Annotated in this window: 24 protein-coding genes; 14 read left to right on the top strand and 10 right to left on the bottom strand. The window is 69.6% G+C overall.

Going from position 1 to position 20,319, the window contains the following annotated elements; all coding sequences use genetic code 11:
• Positions 1–388: 388 nt before the first annotated feature.
• Entirely contained in the window at positions 389–913 is a 525-nt protein-coding gene (locus ACEYYH_RS01365; protein ID WP_374976512.1) for a hypothetical protein, read from the bottom strand.
• Between the two features lie 87 nt (positions 914–1,000).
• On the opposite strand from ACEYYH_RS01365, the gene ACEYYH_RS01360 reads away from it, so the two are divergent.
• Both ACEYYH_RS01360 and ACEYYH_RS01355 read left to right on the top strand, forming a co-directional pair.
• Entirely contained in the window at positions 1,001–1,630 is a 630-nt protein-coding gene (locus ACEYYH_RS01360; protein WP_374976511.1) for an antibiotic biosynthesis monooxygenase, read from the top strand.
• A gap of 68 nt (positions 1,631–1,698) precedes the next feature.
• Positions 1,699–2,784, top strand: a complete 1,086-nt coding sequence (locus ACEYYH_RS01355; protein WP_374976510.1) for a DUF998 domain-containing protein — start codon at positions 1,699–1,701, stop codon at positions 2,782–2,784.
• Between the two features lie 137 nt (positions 2,785–2,921).
• Here the strand turns inward: ACEYYH_RS01355 and ACEYYH_RS01350 are convergent, their stop codons facing one another.
• Positions 2,922–3,068, bottom strand: a complete 147-nt coding sequence (locus ACEYYH_RS01350) for a hypothetical protein (protein ID WP_374976509.1) — start codon at positions 3,066–3,068, stop codon at positions 2,922–2,924.
• Positions 3,069–3,169: 101 nt separating this feature from the next.
• Between ACEYYH_RS01350 and ACEYYH_RS01345 the strand changes: the two genes are divergently transcribed.
• Positions 3,170–3,973 carry an MBL fold metallo-hydrolase gene (locus ACEYYH_RS01345; RefSeq protein ID WP_374976508.1) on the top strand — a complete coding sequence of 268 codons (804 nt, stop codon included), beginning with the start codon at positions 3,170–3,172 and terminating at the stop codon, positions 3,971–3,973.
• A gap of 6 nt (positions 3,974–3,979) precedes the next feature.
• Here ACEYYH_RS01345 and ACEYYH_RS01340 read toward each other — a convergent pair whose 3' ends face one another.
• Positions 3,980–4,729, bottom strand: coding sequence for a hypothetical protein (locus tag ACEYYH_RS01340; protein ID WP_374976507.1), 750 nt, complete (start codon positions 4,727–4,729; stop codon positions 3,980–3,982).
• A 51-nt stretch (positions 4,730–4,780) separates the two neighbouring features.
• On the opposite strand from ACEYYH_RS01340, the gene ACEYYH_RS01335 reads away from it, so the two are divergent.
• Positions 4,781–5,932, top strand: coding sequence for a hypothetical protein (locus ACEYYH_RS01335; RefSeq protein WP_374976506.1), 1,152 nt, complete (start codon positions 4,781–4,783; stop codon positions 5,930–5,932).
• 44 nt (positions 5,933–5,976) lie between these two features.
• A complete protein-coding gene (locus ACEYYH_RS01330) occupies positions 5,977–6,069 on the top strand; it encodes a DUF6578 domain-containing protein (protein WP_374978286.1) in 93 nt (30 codons plus the stop codon).
• Between the two features lie 132 nt (positions 6,070–6,201).
• Here the strand turns inward: ACEYYH_RS01330 and ACEYYH_RS01325 are convergent, their stop codons facing one another.
• Both ACEYYH_RS01325 and ACEYYH_RS01320 read right to left on the bottom strand, forming a co-directional pair.
• Complete coding sequence (locus ACEYYH_RS01325; RefSeq protein WP_374976505.1) at positions 6,202–7,284, bottom strand: ABC transporter substrate-binding protein; 1,083 nt, start codon at positions 7,282–7,284, stop codon at positions 6,202–6,204.
• Positions 7,285–7,557: 273 nt separating this feature from the next.
• Complete coding sequence (locus ACEYYH_RS01320) at positions 7,558–8,121, bottom strand: dihydrofolate reductase family protein (protein WP_374976504.1); 564 nt, start codon at positions 8,119–8,121, stop codon at positions 7,558–7,560.
• Positions 8,122–8,310: 189 nt separating this feature from the next.
• On the opposite strand from ACEYYH_RS01320, the gene ACEYYH_RS01315 reads away from it, so the two are divergent.
• Both ACEYYH_RS01315 and ACEYYH_RS01310 read left to right on the top strand, forming a co-directional pair.
• Positions 8,311–8,715 carry a YciI family protein gene (locus tag ACEYYH_RS01315; RefSeq protein WP_116194884.1) on the top strand — a complete coding sequence of 135 codons (405 nt, stop codon included), beginning with the start codon at positions 8,311–8,313 and terminating at the stop codon, positions 8,713–8,715.
• Entirely contained in the window at positions 8,715–9,863 is a 1,149-nt protein-coding gene (locus ACEYYH_RS01310) for an RNA polymerase sigma factor (protein ID WP_374976503.1), read from the top strand. Before ACEYYH_RS01315 ends, ACEYYH_RS01310 begins: the two co-directional genes overlap by 1 nt.
• Here the strand turns inward: ACEYYH_RS01310 and ACEYYH_RS01305 are convergent.
• Both ACEYYH_RS01305 and ACEYYH_RS01300 read right to left on the bottom strand, forming a co-directional pair.
• On the bottom strand, positions 9,848–10,954 hold the full coding sequence (locus tag ACEYYH_RS01305; RefSeq protein WP_374978285.1) for a fatty acid desaturase family protein: 1,107 nt from the start codon (positions 10,952–10,954) through the stop codon (positions 9,848–9,850). The two genes, ACEYYH_RS01310 and ACEYYH_RS01305, sit on opposite strands and share 16 nt — an antisense overlap.
• A gap of 186 nt (positions 10,955–11,140) precedes the next feature.
• On the bottom strand, positions 11,141–11,344 hold the full coding sequence (locus tag ACEYYH_RS01300) for a cold-shock protein (RefSeq protein ID WP_045296627.1): 204 nt from the start codon (positions 11,342–11,344) through the stop codon (positions 11,141–11,143).
• Between the two features lie 622 nt (positions 11,345–11,966).
• Here ACEYYH_RS01300 and ACEYYH_RS01295 point away from each other — a divergent pair.
• Positions 11,967–13,181, top strand: a complete 1,215-nt coding sequence (locus ACEYYH_RS01295; protein WP_374976502.1) for an MFS transporter — start codon at positions 11,967–11,969, stop codon at positions 13,179–13,181.
• An 83-nt stretch (positions 13,182–13,264) separates the two neighbouring features.
• On the opposite strand, the gene ACEYYH_RS01290 is transcribed toward ACEYYH_RS01295, so the two are convergent.
• The 3 genes from ACEYYH_RS01290 to hxlB all read right to left on the bottom strand — a co-directional run bounded on the left by ACEYYH_RS01290 (position 13,265) and on the right by hxlB (position 15,146).
• Complete coding sequence (locus ACEYYH_RS01290; protein ID WP_374976501.1) at positions 13,265–13,759, bottom strand: hypothetical protein; 495 nt, start codon at positions 13,757–13,759, stop codon at positions 13,265–13,267.
• A 119-nt stretch (positions 13,760–13,878) separates the two neighbouring features.
• The gene (hxlA, locus tag ACEYYH_RS01285) at positions 13,879–14,502 is read right to left on the bottom strand and encodes a 3-hexulose-6-phosphate synthase (protein ID WP_374976500.1); all 624 of its coding nucleotides are present in this window, start codon (positions 14,500–14,502) and stop codon (positions 13,879–13,881) included.
• A gap of 59 nt (positions 14,503–14,561) precedes the next feature.
• Complete coding sequence (gene hxlB, locus ACEYYH_RS01280) at positions 14,562–15,146, bottom strand: 6-phospho-3-hexuloisomerase (RefSeq protein WP_374976499.1); 585 nt, start codon at positions 15,144–15,146, stop codon at positions 14,562–14,564.
• Between the two features lie 95 nt (positions 15,147–15,241).
• On the opposite strand from hxlB, the gene ACEYYH_RS01275 reads away from it, so the two are divergent.
• The 6 genes from ACEYYH_RS01275 to ACEYYH_RS01250 all read left to right on the top strand — a co-directional run bounded on the left by ACEYYH_RS01275 (position 15,242) and on the right by ACEYYH_RS01250 (position 20,215).
• The gene (locus ACEYYH_RS01275; protein ID WP_374976498.1) at positions 15,242–16,066 is read left to right on the top strand and encodes a LuxR C-terminal-related transcriptional regulator; all 825 of its coding nucleotides are present in this window, start codon (positions 15,242–15,244) and stop codon (positions 16,064–16,066) included.
• 212 nt (positions 16,067–16,278) lie between these two features.
• Entirely contained in the window at positions 16,279–17,187 is a 909-nt protein-coding gene (gene phnD / locus ACEYYH_RS01270; protein WP_374976497.1) for a phosphate/phosphite/phosphonate ABC transporter substrate-binding protein, read from the top strand.
• A complete protein-coding gene (phnC, locus tag ACEYYH_RS01265) occupies positions 17,187–17,996 on the top strand; it encodes a phosphonate ABC transporter ATP-binding protein (protein WP_374976496.1) in 810 nt (269 codons plus the stop codon). Before phnD ends, phnC begins: the two co-directional genes overlap by 1 nt.
• Entirely contained in the window at positions 17,980–18,822 is an 843-nt protein-coding gene (gene phnE / locus ACEYYH_RS01260) for a phosphonate ABC transporter, permease protein PhnE (RefSeq protein WP_374976495.1), read from the top strand. The genes phnC and phnE overlap by 17 nt, the downstream gene beginning before the upstream one ends.
• Complete coding sequence (locus ACEYYH_RS01255; RefSeq protein WP_374976494.1) at positions 18,819–19,586, top strand: tyrosine-protein phosphatase; 768 nt, start codon at positions 18,819–18,821, stop codon at positions 19,584–19,586. The genes phnE and ACEYYH_RS01255 overlap by 4 nt, the downstream gene beginning before the upstream one ends.
• A complete protein-coding gene (locus ACEYYH_RS01250; RefSeq protein ID WP_374976493.1) occupies positions 19,583–20,215 on the top strand; it encodes a TetR/AcrR family transcriptional regulator in 633 nt (210 codons plus the stop codon). The genes ACEYYH_RS01255 and ACEYYH_RS01250 overlap by 4 nt, the downstream gene beginning before the upstream one ends.
• Positions 20,216–20,319 lie beyond the last annotated feature (104 nt).

Below are 20,319 nucleotides of genomic sequence, written 5' to 3'. Positions count from 1 at the left end.
CGGTTCGCCGCTGAACTGGGGATCTACCGTCTTGACCAACGGGCCCCGGACCGGGGGTTCTTTGGGGGGATGTCCGGCTTCGGGCACGCCGTGCAGAACCGATCGTGAGTCGAATGCCTCCCACGACCCTTTCCGACGCTCCACCGGTCACCGTCTCGCCGTTGCGCGCGACGGCTGCCGTCAGCGCGTCGACGCTCACCCGCGTCGACCCCGAATTCGCCGTCGCCCGGGCGCTCTCGCGCGCTGCGACGAGCACATCCGCCGACGCCGCTCCCCGTTCCGCGACGACGACCACCGCCGTCGCCGCCAGCGCCACCGTCACCCCGGTCACGACCACCACCGTCGCGACGACTCCGGCCGAGCCTGCGGCCGCCACGGCCGATCCCGGCTACATCGCCCACCGCATCGGCAGGCTGGCCGTGCTGTCGCTCCCGGTCGGCGTGGCCCTCGCGATCCTCACCACGCGCGACGCGACGTGGTGGCAGCTCCACTTCTCGCAGCTGGGCACGCATACCGACTTCTCAGGCCGCACGTTCAACAGCATCACGATCTTCTCCGGCTTCTTCCTCGCGGTGTACGGCGTGCTGATCGCGGTGGCGCTGCCCAGCGGCATCCGTCGTCGTTCGGCCCGTGCGTTCCGCGGATCGATCGTTTCGGCGGGCCTGTTCCTCACCGGCGTCGGACTCGTGCCGATCCCGGTGAGCACGGTGGGCCACGACCTCATCGCCACCGCCCTGGGTCTGTCGTTTCTTTCGACGGTCGCGACGGGACTTGCAATTCCCGGTCGCAGCCGTCGATTCCGCACGACCACCATGCTCTGCGTCGCCCTGCTCGCCACGGGCATGGGCATACTCACCGCCGGGTTGATCACCCTCGCGCTCTTCGAGTTCGTCGCGTTCGTCACGATGGGCATCTGGCTGCTGTCACTGCCGCGCGCCCTCGCCTACGCCGCCGCGCCTGCGTGCGTCCCGGTGAGCACCACGATCCCGGCATCCGCAGAATGGATGGCATGGCAGAACCCGTGGCCCACCCCATCACCGTCGCGATCGAACGGCGCATCGATCCATCTCGCACCGTCGAAGCCACGAGCTGGATGCAAGCCGGCACCGATCTCGCCGCGGGCTTCGCGGGGTTCCTCGGCTCCGGCTGGGTACGCGCGGGCGAAGGCAGCGACCTCTGGTACATGCTCTACCGCTTCCGCGACATCCCGACCCTCGAAGCCTGGGAGGACTCGCCGCAGCGGTCTTGGTGGCTCGACTCCGGTCGCGCCTTCGCGAGCGAAGTCAGGGTCGAGCGTCGCACCGGCATCGAGGGATGGTTCGACGCCCCGTTCGCCACTCACGTCGAGTCGAGGCATCCGGGTCACGCGAGCGCACCGGTCACCGGCCCGGTCAAGCAGCCCATCCCGGCGGCCCCGCCGCGCTGGAAGCAGGCCGTCACGATCTGGCTCGGCTTCTTCCCCACGAACCTCCTCGCCTCGTGGCTTCTCGGCTTCGTCCCGGGCTTCGCGGAGTGGCCGCTGATCGCCCGCGTGCTGCTCTCGACGGTGCTCCTCACGCCCGTCATGACGTACGCGGTGCTTCCGTGGGTGACACGGATGCTGCGCCCCTGGCTCCAGCGCGGCGCTTGACGATTCCGTGACCGAATCTTCTTGCGCCGATCACCCTCGGGGTTCTCACCCGGTCGTACTCTGACCTCGTGAGCACTGTGAACACCTCGCCACGGCCAGACGCCGCTCCCCCGACGCCCGGCCGCAAGGCCGAATCCGAGGCGGTCTACGCCGCGTTCGCCGCCGGCATCATCGGCGCGATCTACGGCCTGCTGGTGGGCATCTTCGCCCCGGATCTGCAGCTCGCCGGCGTCGCCGACTCGTTCTCGGTCTGGGCCGCGTGCGGTGCCGCAGCGGTCGCCGCCGTCGCCTCGACCCTCGAGTACTGGCGCTCCCGCGACCGGCCCGGCCAGGAATGGCGCCGGTCGCTGCCGTCGTGGAAGTACATCGTCAACACGGTCTCGGTCGTTATCGTGCACACCGCTCTCGCATTCGTCGCGGTGTACGCGCTGTACCGCGTGCTCGCGATGGGCTTCATCGGACTGCCGATCGTGACGTTCTGGGCCGTCGTGCTGATGTCGGTCACGCTCGGCCTCACGACCTGGTTCGTCTACCTTTCGGTGTCGGCGATGACGACGCAGCGCATGTCGTCGCTCCTGCTCGCGTTCATCGCCATCGGCACGCTCACCGCCATGGTGACCACGCCCGACCCGAAGTGGTGGACGATCCACTTCAGCCACCTCGGCACCTTCGAGGACGACCTCTCGAGCTGGGTGTTCAACGGCACCCTCATCGCCGCCGGCCTCCTCGTGACGACGTTCGCCGTCTACGTCGCCAACGACATGCGCGCGCTCTCGGAGGCGGGCATCCTCGAGAACCCTCGTGCGGTGCGAACGGTCCCGGTGCTCTTCGTCATCATGGGCATCATGCTCGCGTGTGTCGGCATCTTCCCCGTTGACGTGAACATGCCGGCGCATAACCTGTCAGCCTCGGGCATGGCCGTGATGTACCTGGTGCTGCTCATCGGCGGCACGCGGTTCTTCCGCGGCATGCCCCGCACCTACTTCGTCGCGTCCTGGGCGTTCCTCGCCGCGATGGTCGCGTCGGTGATCCTCTTCATCCCCGCGATCGGCTTCTTCTCCCTGACCGCGTTCGAGATCATCGTGTTCGCGCTGATCTTCGGCTGGATCGCCGTCTTCATCCGCTTCCTGGGCGTCGCCGGCCGCAAGGACTGACGGCCAGCGCGTCGACATCGCACGATCTCGCCGAGATGACACGCCATCGACGCGCGGAACGTGCGATCTCGGCGAGAACGCACGTTGTCGACGATGAGGGGATGACGGATGCTGCGGGGCCGCGGCATCCGCAACCATCACGAGTCGCCGGCGGCGAGGAAGACGCCGATGCGGCTGCCGTCGAAGACGAACTGCAGCGCCGCGGGGTCCTGGTCGATGTCGGCGGAGGGGCCATGGGCACGGGCGCGCAGCGTGCGCAGCTCGTCGAGGGTCACGGCATCCATCTCGTGCATCGTCTCACGCCGCGGGCCGCGGGCTGGATGACGGCTCCGGCCCGCGACTAGCGTCTTCCTCGAGCGATCGCACACCACCGCGGAGGTATCCGATGCTGAACCACGTCGCCGACGACGTACTCACCCACGAGAGCGAGTTCATCCAGACCCAGGCCACGGTGGTGCAGGGGCGCGACGGGGTGCTCCTCGTCGACCCCGGCATCACGCGCGCCGAGATGGCAGACCTCGCGAACGACATTCGCGAGCTCGGCCGCCCGATCGTCGCTGCCTTCTCGACCCACCCCGACTGGGACCACGTGCTCTGGCACCCCGACCTCGGCGCCGCGCCGCGCTACGGCACTGCCCGGGGCGCAGCATCCGTCCGCGAACTGCTGTCTATGGCGGACTGGAAGGAGCAGGTCGCCGAGGGGCTTCCGCCCGAGTACGCCGACGAGATCCCGATGGAGCTGCTCGGCCTGATCGAAGGTCTGCCGGAGGGGACCACGCACCTCCCCTGGGACGGGCCCGCCGTACGGGTCCTCGAGCACCGCGCGCACGCCCCCGGACACGCCGCACTGCTGGTCGAATCGAGCGGAGTCCTCGTCGCCGGCGACATGCTCTCCGACATCCTGATGCCGTTCCTCAACCTCCAGGCCGACGACCCGATCGGCGACTACCTCGCCGCGCTCCACCTCTTCGAGAGCGTGGCCGACGGCGTGACCGCAGTCATCCCCGGCCACGGCTTGGTCGGCGGCGCCGACGCCTTACGCCTTCGGCTCGCCCAGGACCGCGCGTACGTCGAGGCTCTCCGCGACGGCCGCGCGTCTGACGACCCGCGCGTCGGCCCCTCCGCCCCGCTGGACTGGCTCGTCGACATCCACGACTGGCAGGTGCAGTCGATCGCCGAGCGCGGCTGACGGCGCTCAGTCGGCGGGAGGTCGCACGAAGACGTCGACCGTGTCGTCGCGGAGATGGAAGTCGACGATGCTGCCATCGGGGAGCCACGGGGCGAAGTCGTCGACCCCCTCGGACTCCACGGTCAGCGACAGCGCCACCTCGCGGCCGGGTGGGGCGCATTTGATCGAGAACCGCCCGCTCGCCAAGCGGTCCCAGACGACGAAGCAGACCTTCCCCGCAGCGTTCTCGACCGACCACACGCCCACGTCGTGGTACGGCTCGAACTGGCGGAGCGTGGACGCGTCGGGCCCCCTCCCCTGTGCGCTCAGCACGCGGATGACGTCGCTGCCGCCGTCGGCGTCGATCTGTCGCAGCGTCGCGTCGGGGCGCAGCACGAGGTTCCAGACGGTGGCAGCGACGATCGCGAAAAGGCAGATCACCGCGACGACCGCCCACGTCCGGCGGCCTCTGACTCCGCGGGAGCCGCCGTCCCGCGATGAGGGGGCCGTCGGCTCCTCCCCGGGTGCTGTCGCGGTGACGGCCGTGGCGACGGCGACCGGTGCGGCGGCTCGCGCGGCCGTCGCGGCACGGTGGGCCGCCTCGAGCTCGACCAGCCGCGCCATCGCCGACGGATCCGCGTCGATGTCGGCTTCCGGCCCGTAGGCCCGTGCGCGCAGCGCGTCGAGCTCGCGTTCGATGTCTGACGGGCGCGAGCTTCTTTCCGTGAGCTCGGGCGACTCGGGGTCGGAGTCCGGTGCGGAGGGCCATCCGTCCACAGCCTCAACGTACCCCCCCCGCGGGGGCCCCGATGGGTGCACAATCAAGCCATGACACGCGGTGCGTGGTCGCAAGGAGCACGCCTCGAGGCTGCCGCGGTGCGGGTCGAAAGACAGCTGCACCGCGACGGGGTGATCGAAGCGCGACGCTTCGCCGTGCGCACCGAAGCACGGGCGATCGTGGTCGCCGCGCTCGCGTTCACCGTCGGGCTCGCCGGCGGAGCACTCGGGTTCTGGGGCCGTGCGGCACCGGTGTGGGAGGGGGCGTCGGTCGGCGCGGCCGGCATCGTGATCGCAGCATCCGTCACCCTCGCCGCGGCGTCTGTCAGCTACCGGCTCGCCGCCCGCGATCCGCGGCAAGCGTGGCTGAAGGGCGTCAGGCACTCGCGGCGACGGTGGATGACCGCAGCGCTGGCGATCTCCCTCGCGGCGGTGTTCGCGATGGTGCAGTGGATGCTGTTCCACGCCGCGTCGCTGATCTGGCCGGGCGCCGCTGTCGACACGCTGACAGCGACCATGATCGTCGCCCTCGTGGCCGGTGGCTGCGGATACATGTCGTTCGCCCTCGCCGCGCATGTCACCGCCACGCGGCTCGTGCTGCTGCTGTTCGCCGTCGTAGCCACCGGGTTCACCGTGAGTGTGGCGACGACGCAGGACGACGAGTGGTACCGGCTCAACTTCAGCGAACTCGGCGGCCGGGGCGACATGACGTCCGCGGTCTTCAACGCCACCTTGATCCTGGCGGGCGGGGTGACAGCGCTGCTCGCGATGTACCTGCTGACCAGCCTGCAGGCGTGGGCGCGCACCGAGTCGCGGGTCACCCGCACGAGGGCGCTCATCGTCTACTTCGTGTTCCTCGCGCTCGCCGCGTGCTTCATCGGCGCTGCACTCGTGCCCGTCACGTTCAGCCAAGTGGGTCACAACATCTTCGCCATCGGAATGGCGATCGTCTTCGGCGGTCTCCTCCTCGGCCTGCGCTGGGTGCTGCCGTGCCTGCGGTGGCCGATCATCGCGCTCGCCTTCGCGGTGGCGGCAGGCATCTTCTTCTCGGCGAGCCTGTTCTGGATCGGGTACTACACCCTCGCCACCCACGAGATGGTCTGCGCCGGACTCGTGGTCGGCTGGCTGCTGCTGTTCACGCGCACGCTCGCTGCGGCCGAACGAGCCGACTCGGCGGAGGCGGAGACGGATGCTGCCGCCTGACGCCTCGGGAATCTGTAGCGTGGGTCGGCATGACGCGGGTGTGACTGAACGACTGGGAGTGGGCCTGCTGCGGTAGGCCGTTCGCAGTAGGCGACGAGGTCGACTTCGGCATCCGGGCCCGCACGGGCACTCCGTGATGACGGTGAACTGACAAGGTTTGCGAAGCCCGCAACGCCCAGAAGCGAGAGGGGCGGCTTGCGTGCCGTCCCTCTCGCTTCTGTTGCAGGTCGTGCGCTCACACCACCCCGGAGCGGGGTGGGTCGGTCATTTCAGTCCTCGCCGAGTCCGGCGGCGGAGACGGGTTCTTCTCCGGCGGCTTCGAGCTGCTCGTTCAGCAGGCGCAGGTCGAACAGGCCCTCGATCGAGCCGTCCTTCTGGGTGCCGGCTTCGATGCCGTTCTCGACCAGGGTCTGGAACGTGTCGGCGTGCGGGTCGACGGAGAAGCTCACGTGCTCCAGCGCCCGGGTGATGACCGCGTCGGCGAGCGGCTTGCCGGTCTCCTTCTCGATCGCGCCGTTGATCACCGTCGGCGCCTCATCCGGATTGTCGGCGATCCACTGCACCGCGGCTTCGTGGCCGGTCAGCAGGTCGGCGACCACATCCGGGTGCTCGTCGAGGAACTCGGTGCGCACCAGCAGCACCGTGGTGGGGAACTGCCCGTCCTCCCACAGGTCGGCCTCGTCCTGCAGCACGTGCGCGCCGGCGTCGACGATCAGCCGGGACACCCACGGTTCGGGCAGCCAGGCGCCGTCCAGCTGCCCGTCCTGGAACAGCGTCAGCGTCTGCGCGTTCTCGGTCGGGGTGATCTGCACGTCGCCGCCGCCGGAGGCGTCGGTCTCAAAGCCCTCATCGGCCAGCCACACCCGGGCCGCGACGTCCTGGGTGTTGCCCAGCTGCGGCGTCGCGATCGTGGTGCCCTCCAGGTCGGCCGGGTCGTCGATGCCGTCGCGCACGACGAGCGCCGCGCCACCGGTCGCAGCCCCGGCCACGATGCGGGCGGACTCCCCGCCGGACTGGATGAAGGTGTTGATCGACGGGTTCGGGCCGATGTAGGTCGCGTCGATCGCGCCGGCAGACAGCGCCTCGATCGCGGCCGGACCGGCGTTGAAGACCTGGGTGGTGACCTCGACGTCGCCCAGCGCGTCGGCGAACAGGCCCTCCTCGAGCCCCACCAGCGCGGGCGCGTGGGTCACGTTCGCGAAATAGCCGAGGCGGAGCTCGTCAACCGAGGGGCCGGCGTCGGCCCCGGCAGAAGACTCGCCCGGCTCCGCCGCAGCGGAGGCGCACCCGGCCATCATCGCTGCCACGAGTCCCAGGGTTGTGAGTGCTGTCGCAGTGCGGATCTTGTTCACGGTGTCGCCTCCTCAGGTCGGGTGTTGCTCAATGGTGAAGGTGCGCGCGGGACGCACTGACCCGCACGATCCCGGCGACGATCGAGCTACCGGGCGCGGACCCTATCGGGGCCCATCGGTGAGCGTAGAAGCGCCGAAGCCCCCGACATACATCGGGTCGTCAAACCCGGTCACCGAGCGTCATCGTTGGACACCCGAGTTGCGTTCGGCTGACCCCGATGCACCGAAACCGGCCGCGACGGAACCTGCCGGGGCGTTTCCCGCAGACCGAGCTCAGCGCCTCGTCTCGTACCGGGTCAGGACGACGCCGCCGGGAAACTTTCGCACTTCGGTGAGGTTCAGGTTCACCCGGTTGTCCACCGCAGCGAAGAACGGTGCGCCACCGCCCACCACCACGGGGTGCGTGACGATCTCGTACTCGTCGACCAGTCCGGCCCGCATCGCCGCGCCGCCCAGCGCTGCACCACCGACCCTCAGCCGCCCACCGTCCTGCGCCCTCACGCGGGCGATCTCTGCGACCGCGTCGCCGCTGAACACACGAGTGTTCCAGTCGACCGTGTCGATCGTCGACGAGAACACGACCTTGGGCGTATCCCGCCAGTTCTGTGCGAACGCGATCTGCGCGGGGGTCGCGTCGGGCTGCTGATCCCCGGTCGGCCAATACGAGCTCATGGTCTCCCACAGCCGGCGCCCGTAGAGGAACTGATCGATCGCAAGCTCCTCGTCGAGCCAGAACTGGAACAGCTCGTCGCTCGGCTCGCTCCATCCGAGATCGTCGCCGGCCGCAGAGACATAGCCGTCCAGGCTCAGGTTCATGCCGTAGACCAGTTTCCCCATGACGCCACGCCTTCCTGTCCGTCGGTCTCGCGAGGCCGGACCCGCTCATGGCGGGTCGAGCTCGCCAGCAGTCTGCCGCGCCGGCAGCGATCCTTCCAAGCATTTTCGGCGACCGATGTAGAGATCGCGGGCTCGGTTCCGTCTCCTCTGTGACGCGGCAGAATGGGCCGCACCGAACGGGAGGCTCTCATGGCCAAGTACCTGATGCTCAAGCACTACCGGGGCGGACGCACCTCCGTGAACTCCGTCCCGATGGACCAGCTCACGCCGGACGAGTGGGCCGCGCACGTGAAGTACATGCAGGACATGGAGGAGCGGCTCATCGCATCGGGCGAGCTGGTCTCCTCGGAGGGGCTCTCGATGGAGGGCGCGTGGGTCCGATTCGACGGCGAGGGGCGACCGCCCGTCGTCGACGGTCCGTTCGCCGAGACGAAGGACCTCATCGCGGGCTGGATGATGATCGAGGTCGACTCCTATCAGCGCGCGCTCGACCTCGCCTCCGAGCTGTCGGCTGCTCCCTGGGCCGGCGGCACTCCTCTCGGCGAGTGGCTGGAGCTGCGTGAGGTGATGAGCGCACCGCCGGCCGACGTGTGATGAATCCGGAGGACGCGACGGCACTGCGCCGCGCGATCCCTGAGGTCGTCGGCATCCTCGTCCGGCGCGGCGCGGATTTCGCGTCGGCCGAGGATGCCGTGCAGACCGCGCTCGTACGCGCATCCGAGCGACCGGTCCTCGACGGAGTGCGCGACATCCGTGCGTGGCTCGTCACCGTCTCGTGGCGCGCGTTCCTCGATCAGGTACGCAGCGATACGGCGCGCAGCGCCCGCGAGGAGCGGCTCGCCCAGGAGCCCGAACCCGGGCCGGTGCCGCAGCAGGACGACACGCTCGGGCTCTACTTCCTCTGCACGCACCCGGTCCTCACTCCGACCTCGGCGATCGCGCTCACCCTGCGGGCGGTCGCGGGCTTGACCACGCGGCAGATCGCGGTTGCGTTCCTCGCGCCGGAGGCGACGATGGCGCAGCGCATCAGTCGCGCGAAGCAGCGGCTCGCCGGTATCCCGCTCGATCAGCCGGGCGACCTGTCGCGTGTGATGCGTGTGCTCTATCTCCTGTTCAACGAGGGCTACTCCGGCGAGATCGACATCGCCGCCGAGGCGATCCGCGTGACACGGCAGCTCGCAGCGCTCACCCACGAGCCCGAGGTGAGCGGACTGCTCGCACTCATGCTTCTTCACCATGCGCGGCAACCGGCCCGGGTGGTCGGCGGGCGGCTCATTCCGCTCGCCGAGCAGGATCGCGCCCTGTGGGACGTGGACGCGATCACCGAAGGAGTCGCCATCCTGCAGTCAGCCCTCGCGTGCGACCGGCTGGGCCAATACCAGGCGCAGGCCGCGATCGCGGCGCTGCACGCGGATGCGCAGAGGGCCGCCGACACCGACTGGGTGCAGATCGTCGAGTGGTACGACGAGCTGCTGGTCTTCGGGGATTCACCCGTCATCCGGCTGAACCGCGCGGTCGCGATCGGGGAGGCCGACGGTCCGCGCGCGGGCCTCGCCGCCCTGGACGCCGTGGACGAAGATGTGCCGCGGTACCACGCCGCGCTGGCGTACCTCCATGAGCGGGCGGGAGAAACGGATGCTGCCGCTGCCGAATACGCGCAGGCCGCGCGTCGCGCGACCAGCACGCTCGAACAGCAGCACCTGTTGCGCCAGGCGGAGCGCCTGCGTCAAACCGGGCGGTAGGTCCCGACCATCGGGCAGTCGAACGGGTCGCGCGCGGCCAGGCCGACGCGGTTCAGGTAGGCGATGACGATGCCGTAGGAACGCCACAGCGTCGTCTCGGTGTACGGCACGTCGAGGTGGCGGCACTGGTCCATCACGATCTCGCGGGCGCGTGCCAGGTGCGGGCGGGGCATGTTGGGGAACAGGTGGTGCTCGATCTGGTAGTTGAGCCCTCCCATGAGCATGGTCGCCCACCAGCCGCCGCTGATGTTGCGGGAGGTGCGCACCTGCTTGGTGAAGAAGTCGAGCTTCGCGTCCTTGGCGATGATCGCCATTCCCTTGTGGTTGGGCGCGAACGAGGCGCCCATGTACACGCCGAACACCGCCAGCTGCACGCCGAGGAACGCGAACGCCATGCCCAGCGGAAGGAAGAGGAAGACCGGCGTCCAGATCACCGCGAAGCGCGCGGCGATGAGCGCGAGCTCGATCCAGCGATCCTTGACGTCCTGGCGCGAGAACAGATGCCGGAACGCGTGCGCGTGCAGGTTCAGTCCTTCGAGTGTGAGCAGCGGGAAGAACAGCCACCCCTGCTTGCGCGTCACCAGAGCGCGCAGACGGCCTGCGGACGCAGCATCCGTCTCGAGAAATGAGATCGTGTCGATCTCGATGTCGGGGTCCTTGCCCACACGGTTGGGGTTCGCGTGGTGGCGGTTGTGCTTGTTGTTCCACCAGGAGAGGCTGATGCCTACGATTCCGGCGGCGAGGAAGCGCGCGAGCCGGTCGTTCGCCGGTCCCGAGGCGAGGATCTGCTTGTGGGCCGCCTCGTGGGCGAGGAAGGCGACCTGCGTGAACAGGATGCCGAGGGCGCCGGCCATCAAGAGCTGGTACCAGGTCTGGCCGAGCAGGACGAAGCCGGTGATGACGCCGCCGAAGCCCAGGAGAAGACCGACCCCGACGAGGGCGTAGAACCACTCGGCGCGGCGGAGCAGACCGGTCTCGCGGACGACCTGCGACACCTCGGTGTAGGCGCGGGTCATGTGGGGGAAGTCGGCGGTGCCGGCGTACGTCTGACGGATGGGACCGAGCCGAGACTCGAGAGCGGTGGAGGAGATGATGCACCAGTTCCGATGGGGACCGTTCGGCCGTTGGAAGCCAGAGGCGGTTGCCCATCGCTGACCTCAGGCTACGTGCATCCACATGAGCGCGAGGGAATACTCCCTGATTCATCGGTGATGCCCAGGTGAACGACAGCGCCCGCCCAGGCCGAAGCCGGGACGGGCGCCGTGTACGCGGGAGCGTCAGAGCGGACGGATGTTCGCCGCCTGCATGCCCTTGGGGCCCTGCTCGGCGTCGAACTCCACCTTCTGGTCTTCGCGAAGCTCCTTGAAACCGCTGCCTGCGATCGCGCTGAAGTGTGCGAAGAGATCGGCCGAGCCGTCATCGGGTGCGATGAAGCCAAAGCCCTTCTCGGAGTTGAACCATTTCACGGTGCCAGTGGCCATCGTGTCTTTCCTATTCTTCGGGCCGCCGGAGCGACCGGGGGTGCCGCGCCGACGAATGCGGTGCGGACGTACGGGGACCGGTGTCGGCATCGACAACGGTGAAGGAACGGATGCTGCGACCGCCGCGCGCGCGTCTGCCGGCGTCGCGTGGAGCCCGAGGTCTTCGCCACGGGGTCCGTGCGCGCGGAAACCGTGCAGTGTCGTGTCGATGAAGCCAGCGTATTCGTCGGAGCGCGTCGCGACATGGACGTCGTCGTCGGCCTGACGCCAGGCGAGCGCCTGGAGATGGGAGTGCATGATGGTGTGTTTCGTTGGTTGGCGCGATGCGTGGGAAGCAATTCGCGGCGGCGGCGTGCAGAAGCCGCGGGAAGGATGGAGGCGTTCAGATCTGCGTCTCCACGATGAGGCAGAGAGGTGAACGCGCGGTTGCCCGTAGGCAACTCACAACACTAGCATGCGCAGCGGCGGATGCCGAAATCGGGGTAGCCGACGGAGCCCGTGAGGGATACGGTCGCGGTGTCGTCCGATTTCGGTGGAAAGAGGCGGTGCCGCCATCTCCAGGACCCGTACCGCGCCCACCCTGCCTACGCCGCGCAGGGTCCAGGGCACGTATTACACGCTCATGCTCGGCAACACGCTCGCCGCGTCGCTCATCTGGGGCGTCAACACGCTGTTCCTGCTCGACGCCGGTCTGTCCAACCTCGAGGCGTTCGCGGCGAACGCCTTCTTCAGCGCCGGGATGCTGATCTTCGAGATCCCGACGGGAGTCGTGGCCGACACCGTAGGGCGCCGGGCGTCGTACCTTCTGGGCACGGTCACGCTGGCGGTGACGACCGTCATGTACTGGATGCTGTGGATCTGGCAATCGCCGTTCTGGGCGTGGGCGGTCGTCTCGGTGCTGCTCGGTCTCGGCTTCACGTTCTTCTCCGGAGCGGTCGACGCGTGGCTGGTCGATGCGCTGAAGGCGACCGCCTATCAAGGCAGTCTCGAGACGGTCTTCGGCCGGGCGCAGATCGTGGGCGGGGTCGCGATGCTGTCGGGATCGGTGCTCGGCGGCGTCGTCGCGCAGCTGACGAACCTCGGTATGCCGTTCCTGATTCGAGGCGCCATCCTGGTGCTGATGTTCGTCGTCGCCGCGTTGCTGATGCGGGACCTGGGTTTCACGCCCGATCGCGGCGAGAGCCCGTTGCGCGCGACGCGCACCGTGTTGCGCGCCTCGATCCGCTACGGCCTCGGCGATCCGCCCGTGCGCTGGCTGATGCTCGCGAGCCCATTCACGGCGGGCGTCGGGATCTACGTGTTCTATGCACTGCAGCCGTACCTGCTGGAGCTGTGGGGCGACGAGGAGGCGTACACGGTCGCCGGACTCGCGGCCGCCCTGGTGTCGGGCACCGCGATCCTCGGTGGTGCGATCGCGCCATGGGTGCGCAGGCTCTTCCGCCGGCGCACCTCAACGATCCTGCTGGCGGCGGTCACCAGTGCGCTCGTGCTGGTCGGAGTCGGGCTGGTGCGCAACTTCTGGGTCGCCGTGGTGCTCGTCGCGCTCTGGGGCATCGCCTCGGCCATCGACGACCCCGTGCATCGCGCCTACCTCAACGACATGATCCCGTCGAAGCAGCGTGCGACGGTGCTCTCCTTCGATTCGCTCATGGGTTCGGGCGGCGGCGTCGTCATCCAGCCCGTGCTGGGCCGCGTGGCGGATGTCGGCGGCTACGGAGCCTCCTTCGTCTGGAGCGGCGTGATCACCGCGATCGCCGTTCCCTTCGTGCTGATGAGCCGAGCGCAGAACCCGCCCGCCGACACCGCCCGCGAGGTCACCGCTCAGACGCCCCAGTGATCCAGCACCGCCTCACAGAAGTCGTCGTTCGTTCCCGTCACCCGCGGATCAGCGTCGCGACAGGTCGCCCCGTACCGGTGCACTCACCACTCGCGGGAGTCGCCCGCGTTGTCGTGATCCAAGCCCAGGAAGCCGGGCACGCCGGGGCGGTGGTGCGTCCTTCCTCCGTCGACGGGGGCGGTCTCATGCCCGGCCAGTTGGTGGATCCACGGTGGCTGCTGGTCCATCGTCACCGAGCCCGCTCCGGTCGTGAAGTACGCCGCGACCGGCGGGCTCGCGACGAACGCGGCGGCCACGACAGCAGCGTCAGGGATGCGCACCAGCGCGTTGCGCACCAGCAGATCGCGCATGCGCAGCGCGAACGCACCGGGATCGACGGACGCTGCGACCTTCGAGGCGTCGGGCAGCTCCGCGTTGAGCTGGCCGACGATCGCCTCACGTTGCGCTTGCGAGAGTCGGGACAAGGCGGCGGCGTACGCCTTGTCGGCCACGCTCGCCGGCACATTTCCGAGGACGTACGCATACCGCGCGATCTGCTCGTCCGCGGTGATCGCGCGCTGAGTGCGCCGCTTCTTCACGATCCCTCCCGACGACCCGATGAGCGCCACAGTACGCTCGCCGACGCTCGTCGTCGACCGGAGCTGCGGCCCGGGATGCCGTTTCCGGCGCTCCCGGGCCGCGAGCCGTGCGGGACGTGTCAGGCGATGGCTGCGCGCAGCTCCGCGGCGGCCGCCGTGACGTCGGGGGCACCGTAGAGGGCTCCGCCGACGACGGCGATGCGGGCGCCCGCGTCGCGCACCGAACCGATGGTCGAGGCGTTGACGCCGCCCGCGATCGAGAAGGGCACGCCGGATGCCTCACCGGCACGCAGCAGCGAGTCGAGCGAGTAGCCCTCCTGCGCCTGCTCGTCGAGACCCGCGTGCACCTCGACGAACTCGGCGCCGAGCGCGACGACCTCCTTGGCGCGGGCGGGCTTGTCGGCCACGCCGATGAGGTCGACGACGACGCCCTTGCCGTGCTTCTTGGCGGCCTTGACGGCACCCGCGATGGTGCTGTCGTCGGCCGAGCCGAGCACCGTCACCAGGTCGGCTCCGGCGCCGAACGCGATGTCGGCCTCGAGCTCACCGGCATCCATCGTCTTGAGGTCGGCGAAGATGACCTTGTCGGGGTGCGCCTCCTTGAGCGCGGTGACGGCCGCGAGGCCCTCGCTCTTGATCAGCGGGGTGCCGAGCTCGAGGATGTCGACGTGCGCGGCTGCGGCGGCGGCGAGCTCCAGCGCCTTCTCGGTGGTCAGGGTGTCGATCGCGAACTGCAGCTTCATGGGGGCTCCAATCAGTGGTGGGGTGGATGCTGTCGCCGGCCGGCGACGAGGGTCGGAGGTCATTCGAGATTCGAGTGGCGGGGCCAGAGGTCGTCGGCGCTCGAGCCCTGGCGCTGCCACAGCGCATGGAAGAGACCGTCGCCGAGGAGTACGACGACCTGCTCGAACAGGCTGCCGGCGTACTGGTCGGAGGAGGCCGCGGTGCGGTCGAGCTTCTGCGCGGCGGGGACGACGACGAGAACATCGGCGATGTCCCCCAGCGGCGATGTCGCGGCGGTGGTGATCGCGCCGACGCGCGCGCCTGCGGCGGCCGCCTTCTGCGCCGTACGCACCACCGAATCGGTGGTGCCCGAACCGCTCGCCGTGAGCAGCACGTCACCGACGCCGATGGCGGGGGTGGTGGCGTCGCCCACCACGTGGACGTCGAGACCGAGGTGCATGAGACGCATCGCCGTCATGCGCAGCGCGATGCCGGAGCGTCCGGCTGCGCCGACGAACACCCGGTCGGCCGACAGGAGCAGGTCCGCGAGGGCGTCGAGCTGCTCCGAGCTCGCGACAGCCGCCCGCTCTGCAGCGCGCAGCGCTTCGTTGGCGACGAGCGAGATCGCCGCGGCGGACGAGATGGTGGCGGTGGTGCTGGGCATGCCCTCCAGCGTCGCCGCCGCCTCGGTCGCGCGCGCTCCTCCCCGCGAGCAGTCCTTACTACCCGAAAGGAGAGACCGTCGTAGGATAGGTCCTCGTGACCGACGATCCGAGCCGCGCCGCGGCCGCGCGCCGTGCCGCCGCCGACCACGCCCGCGCCCTCGCCGAGCAGCGCGATCGCTATGCGCTGACGCTCGAGTCCCTGCTCGCAACGCTCCGCTCACCTCGGCTCGACGACCGCGCGGCACGCGCGATGGCCCTCGATGTGGCGGCGGGTGCCCTCGTCGGGCTGCGGGTGCAGACCGACCAGCAGAGCGCGGCGCTCGAACCCGTCGTCGGCGCCTTCGAGCGGCTGCGCGGCGACCTGCGCCCCCTTGTCCGCTACAGCGAACTCGACGTGCAGTTCGTCGAGCCGCCCGCGAACGGCCGCGCGCTTCCGGGCGACATCGCGCATGCCGCGCGCGCGATCGTGCGCACCGCGGTGCTCGCGATCGTCGACCGCGGCGAGACGAGCCGCGTGCGCATCCAATGGGACTGCGACGGGCTGCACCTGCTCATCGCGCTCCGCGACGACGGCCGCGGGGAGCTCACACTCCACGACGATGCTCTCCGCCCGGTGGCCGAGCAGGTGGCCGCTCTCGCCGGCCATCTCTCCGTCGCCTCGACGCCCGGCTGGGGGTCGGAGATCGGCATCCGTCTCCCGCTCGATCCGCCCGCGGAACCGGAGGATCTGCCGGATGCCGTGGACGCCAGCCCCCGCGAGCGCGATGTGCTGCGGCTGGTGGTCGCCGGACGCCGCAACCGCGACATCGCACAGACCCTCGGTGTCAGCGAGAACACGGTGAAATTCCACGTGTCGAACCTGCTGCGCAAGGCCGGTGCGACCTCCCGCACCGAGCTGGTGTCCCTGGCGCGAGGCTGAACCCACCCGTTCGGCGGGTCGCCGCCTATCCGAATGGGCAGCCGCGCCTTCTACGTGCGATCTGGCGAACTGCGTCACCCGCAACCGAGCCCGCACAAGCTGTTCACCTTCCGTTCCATTCGCAGTCCAGCGGTCTCGTAATTCGCGGTCACTTCGCGGAGTTTGCATACCGGTGTTCTCGAAACCCCCCGAACTCCGGAAGGAACACCCTCATGCGCGCCGTCGCACTCCCCACTCTCGCCCTCCTCGGCATCGCCGCCCTCGCCCTCACTGGCTGCGGCGGTGCGGCGTCCGCTTCTGACACGGATGCCGCCGCCGACGCCCCGATCACCATCGCCACGATCCCGCTCGGTGACGACCCCTCCGCCGAAAACCCGATCGAGGCCTTCGCGGCGCTCCTCGAAGAGGAGACCGGTCGCACCGTGGAGGTCACCGACGTGCCCGACTACTTGAGCGTGGTCGAGGCGATCCGCGCCGACCACGTCGACATCGGCATCATGAGCGGGTTCCCCTCGGCTCTCGCGGTCAACACGGGAGAGGTCGACGCGCTGCTGGCGTGGAAGGGCGACGACACCCCCGTCTCGACCTGCGTCGTGCTGCAGGACTCACCCATCCAGGAGGTCGAAGACCTCGAGGGCGAGACAGTCGCGTTCGCCGATCAGGCATCGAGCTCGGGGTACTTCATGCCCGTCTACATGCTCCACGAGGCGGGCCTCGAGCAGGGTGAGGACTACGAGGCGATCTTCGCCGGCGGCCACGAGGGCAGCTTCGCGGCGCTGGAGCAGGGGCAGGTGGATGCCGCGTGCACGGCGATCATGCTGACGCAGATGGGTGAGCCGTACTTCCCGTTCGCCGACGGCGAGTGGCGCGGCGTCGGGGAGAGCCCGTCGATGCCGGTCGCGGGCACAGTGCTGGCACGCCAGTCACTGGACGACGAGACCCGCGCGCTCCTCGAGGAGGCACTGCCGGCGGTGTTCTCGGAGCAGAACGCCGAGGCGCTCGGCGCGCTGGGCGAGGGCTTCATCGGTCGCGAGACCGTGATCGCCCCCGAGCCCGAGCTGTTCCAGGGCTTCGTCGACATCGCCGCGGTCGCCGGCGTGAAGCTCGAGGATCTGCGCTGATGACGCTGACCGTGACGGCGGATGCTGCGGGGGTCGCAGCATCCGTCATCCCTGTGGTGTCGGTGCGCGACCTCGCGGTGGCGTACGACCGCACCCCGGTGCTGACCGGGGTCGACCTCGACCTGGAACCTGGCGAGACCGTGGCGCTGCTCGGAGCGTCCGGGTCGGGCAAGTCCACGCTGATGCGCAGCCTCACCGGGTTCGCCCCGATCACCGGGGGCAGCGTCCGGGTCGCGGGGCAGGAGGTCGCCGCGATGCGACCGCGCGAGCTGCGGGCTCTGCGCGCGCAGGTGGGTCAGGTGTTTCAGCAGTTCAACCTGATCCCCCGGCTCAGCGTGCTGACCAACGTGCTGACGGGTGCCCTGCACCACGCAGGGCCGTTCAACCTCGTCGGCGGGTTCACGCGGGAGCAGCGCAGCCGCGCGCTTGAGCTGCTGGACCGGGTCGGCATCGCCCATAAGGCCACCGCGCCGGCCCGCTCGCTCAGCGGTGGGCAGCAGCAGCGTGTCGCGATCGCCCGGGCGCTCATGCAGCGACCGCGGGTGATCCTGGCCGACGAGCCGGTCGCGTCGCTCGATCCGAAGCTCGCCGACTCGGTGCTCACGCTCTTGCGCGACATCGCCCGCCAGGACGGCATCCCCGTGCTCGTCAGCCTGCACGTGCTATCGCTCGCGCTCGCGCACAGCGATCGCATCGTCGGACTCCAGCACGGAGAGGTCGTGGTGTCGGCACCCACCGCCGATCTCGACGCCACCGCCCTCGCGGTGGTCTACGACGACGGGGAGGACGCCGATGGGCACCACGGCTGAGCGGACGCGCCCGCAGAAGACGCCAACGCAGCTGGACCCGCAGGAGCGGGACCGCCTCGAGCATGCCTTCCGGATCCCGCGAGCCCGGTTCGGGCTCGGCCTGGTCGCCGCGTTCGCGGTGCTGGTCTGGTCCTTCCAGGGCGCCGAGTTCAACGTCGCCAAGCTCGCCGAGGGCGCGGTCAACATGACCGAGTTCCTGGGCCGGCTGTTTCCGCCGGACTTCTCGGACTTCGGCACCATCGTCGCCCTGCTGATCGAGACGCTCCAGATGGCGATCGTCGGCACCGTGCTCGGTGCCGTCTTCGCGCTGTTGGTCGCTTTCGGCGCAGCATCCAACATCGCTCCGAAATGGGTCTACTACCCGTGCCGCTGGCTGATGAACATCATCCGGTCGGTGCCCGACCTGGTGTTCGCGCTGATGTTCGTGTCGACCGTCGGGCTCGGGCCGTTCGCGGGCATCCTCGCGATGACGCTCGGCTCGGTCGGCTCCATCGGCAAGGTCTTCGCCGAGGCGATGGAATCCGTCGACCGCGGACCGCTCGTCGCGATGGAAGCCGTCGGCGCCTCGAAGCGACAGGTCGTCCAATACGGCGTGCTGCCGCAGGCAGCACCGCTTCTCGTGTCGTACACGCTGCTTCTCTTCGAGGGCAACGTGCGCGGCGCGACCATCCTCGGGCTCGTCGGTGCCGGCGGCATCGGCCTCGAGCTCACCACCGCGATGCGCATGTACGACTACGGGCACCTGTGCGCGATCGTCATCTGCATCATCGTCCTGGTCACCGCGATCGACCAGGGCAGCGCATTCATGAGAAGGAGAATCACATGACCACCGCCCTCATCGACCTGGAGCTCAGCGCTCCCGTCAACCTCCGCGACCTGGGCGGCATCCCGGTGGCCGGCGGAGTGCTGCGCGAAGGCATCGCACTCCGCGCCGACGACCTCGCCGTCGTCACCGAGCAGGACGCCCACGACCTGGTGGACCGTGGCCTGGTGGCCGTGATCGACCTGCGCACCAGCGACGAGGTCGCGCTCACCGGCCGTGGCCCGCTCGCCGACCAGGCCGTCGCCTACCACCACCTGCCGCTCATGGCGAGCATCGGAGCGGGGATGCCGCAGGGTGGCCGCATCTCGTTCGACCACGTGTCGATGGGCGAGATGTACGCGTACATGGTCGAGACCTCCGCGCCGCAGCTCGCGACCGCGCTGTCGATCATCGCGCTCGCACCCGGAGCGACGGCGTTCCACTGCGCCGCCGGTCGCGACCGCACCGGCGTGCTCGCCGCGATGCTGCTGCTCGCCCTCGGCGCCGCCGACGACGAAATCGTCACCGACTACGCGCGCACCGACGCCAACATGGCCGCCATCCAGGCACGAATGAAGCCCGTCATGGGCGTGCTTCTCGAACGGCTCGGTTTCGACCTCGGCGAGATGACCGCATTGACGACGGATGCTGAGCCCATGGACATCTCGATGCGCACCCTGCTCGCCCGGCTCCGCGAGCGGCACGGCGACGCCCTCGCCCCGGTCCGCGCCGCAGGCCTGACGGACGACATCGTGGCGCGGCTGCGTGCCCGCGCGGTGGCCGCGTGAGCATCGCTCCGCCCGTAGAGCAGACCGGGGCCGCGGTTCGCCGCGGTCCCGGTCGACCGCGCGTCGAGGACCTCGACGACCAGATCCTCGCCGGTGCGCTCGGGCTCATCGACGAAGGCGAGAGCGTCACCGTGCGGCAGCTGGTGCACCGCAGCGGTGTCAGCCGCGCCGCGATCTATCGCCGCTGGCCCTCAATGACCACTCTCGTCGCCGCGGCGCTGGACGTCGGACGCACCGTGCCACCCGATCTGCCGCTCGACGGCGACCTCCGCGAAGCGGTGATGGGAGCGCTCATCGGCGGACAGAGCATCAGCGTCGTCGGCTACTCGGAGGAGCGGTTCCGGCAGCGCATCCGGCTCGCCATGGCCGACCGAGAGCTGCAGAAGGCGTACTGGGCCTCCCACGTGTCCCGCCGCCGCGGGCCGCTCGAGCGCGCCATCGCCGCAGGAATCGAGCGCGGCATCCTGCGTCCTGAGCTCGACCCCGCAACGTGCTTCGATCTGCTCGCCGGAGTCGTCTACTACCAGTTGGTCGTCCGCGGCGAGGAGATGAGCGACCCGGCCGTCTGGCAGCGGTGCCAGGATGCCTTCGATATCGCCTGGCGGGGCATGCTCGCCGAGGCGGACTGACGCGCTTCGTCTCGGCGCCCTCACCGGTCGGCGTATCCGCCGGTCACCTGCGCCCGGGATAATGCGGTCCATGGCGTGTGCGTGCCGCCATGGAAGGAGCCGAC

Source organism: Microbacterium trichothecenolyticum, from assembly GCF_041938625.1.
In the GTDB taxonomy this organism is placed as follows: Bacteria; Actinomycetota; Actinomycetes; order Actinomycetales; family Microbacteriaceae; genus Microbacterium; species Microbacterium trichothecenolyticum_D.
Note: the sequence above shows the minus strand (reverse complement) of the source record. Positions and strands in the feature narration are given on the sequence as shown.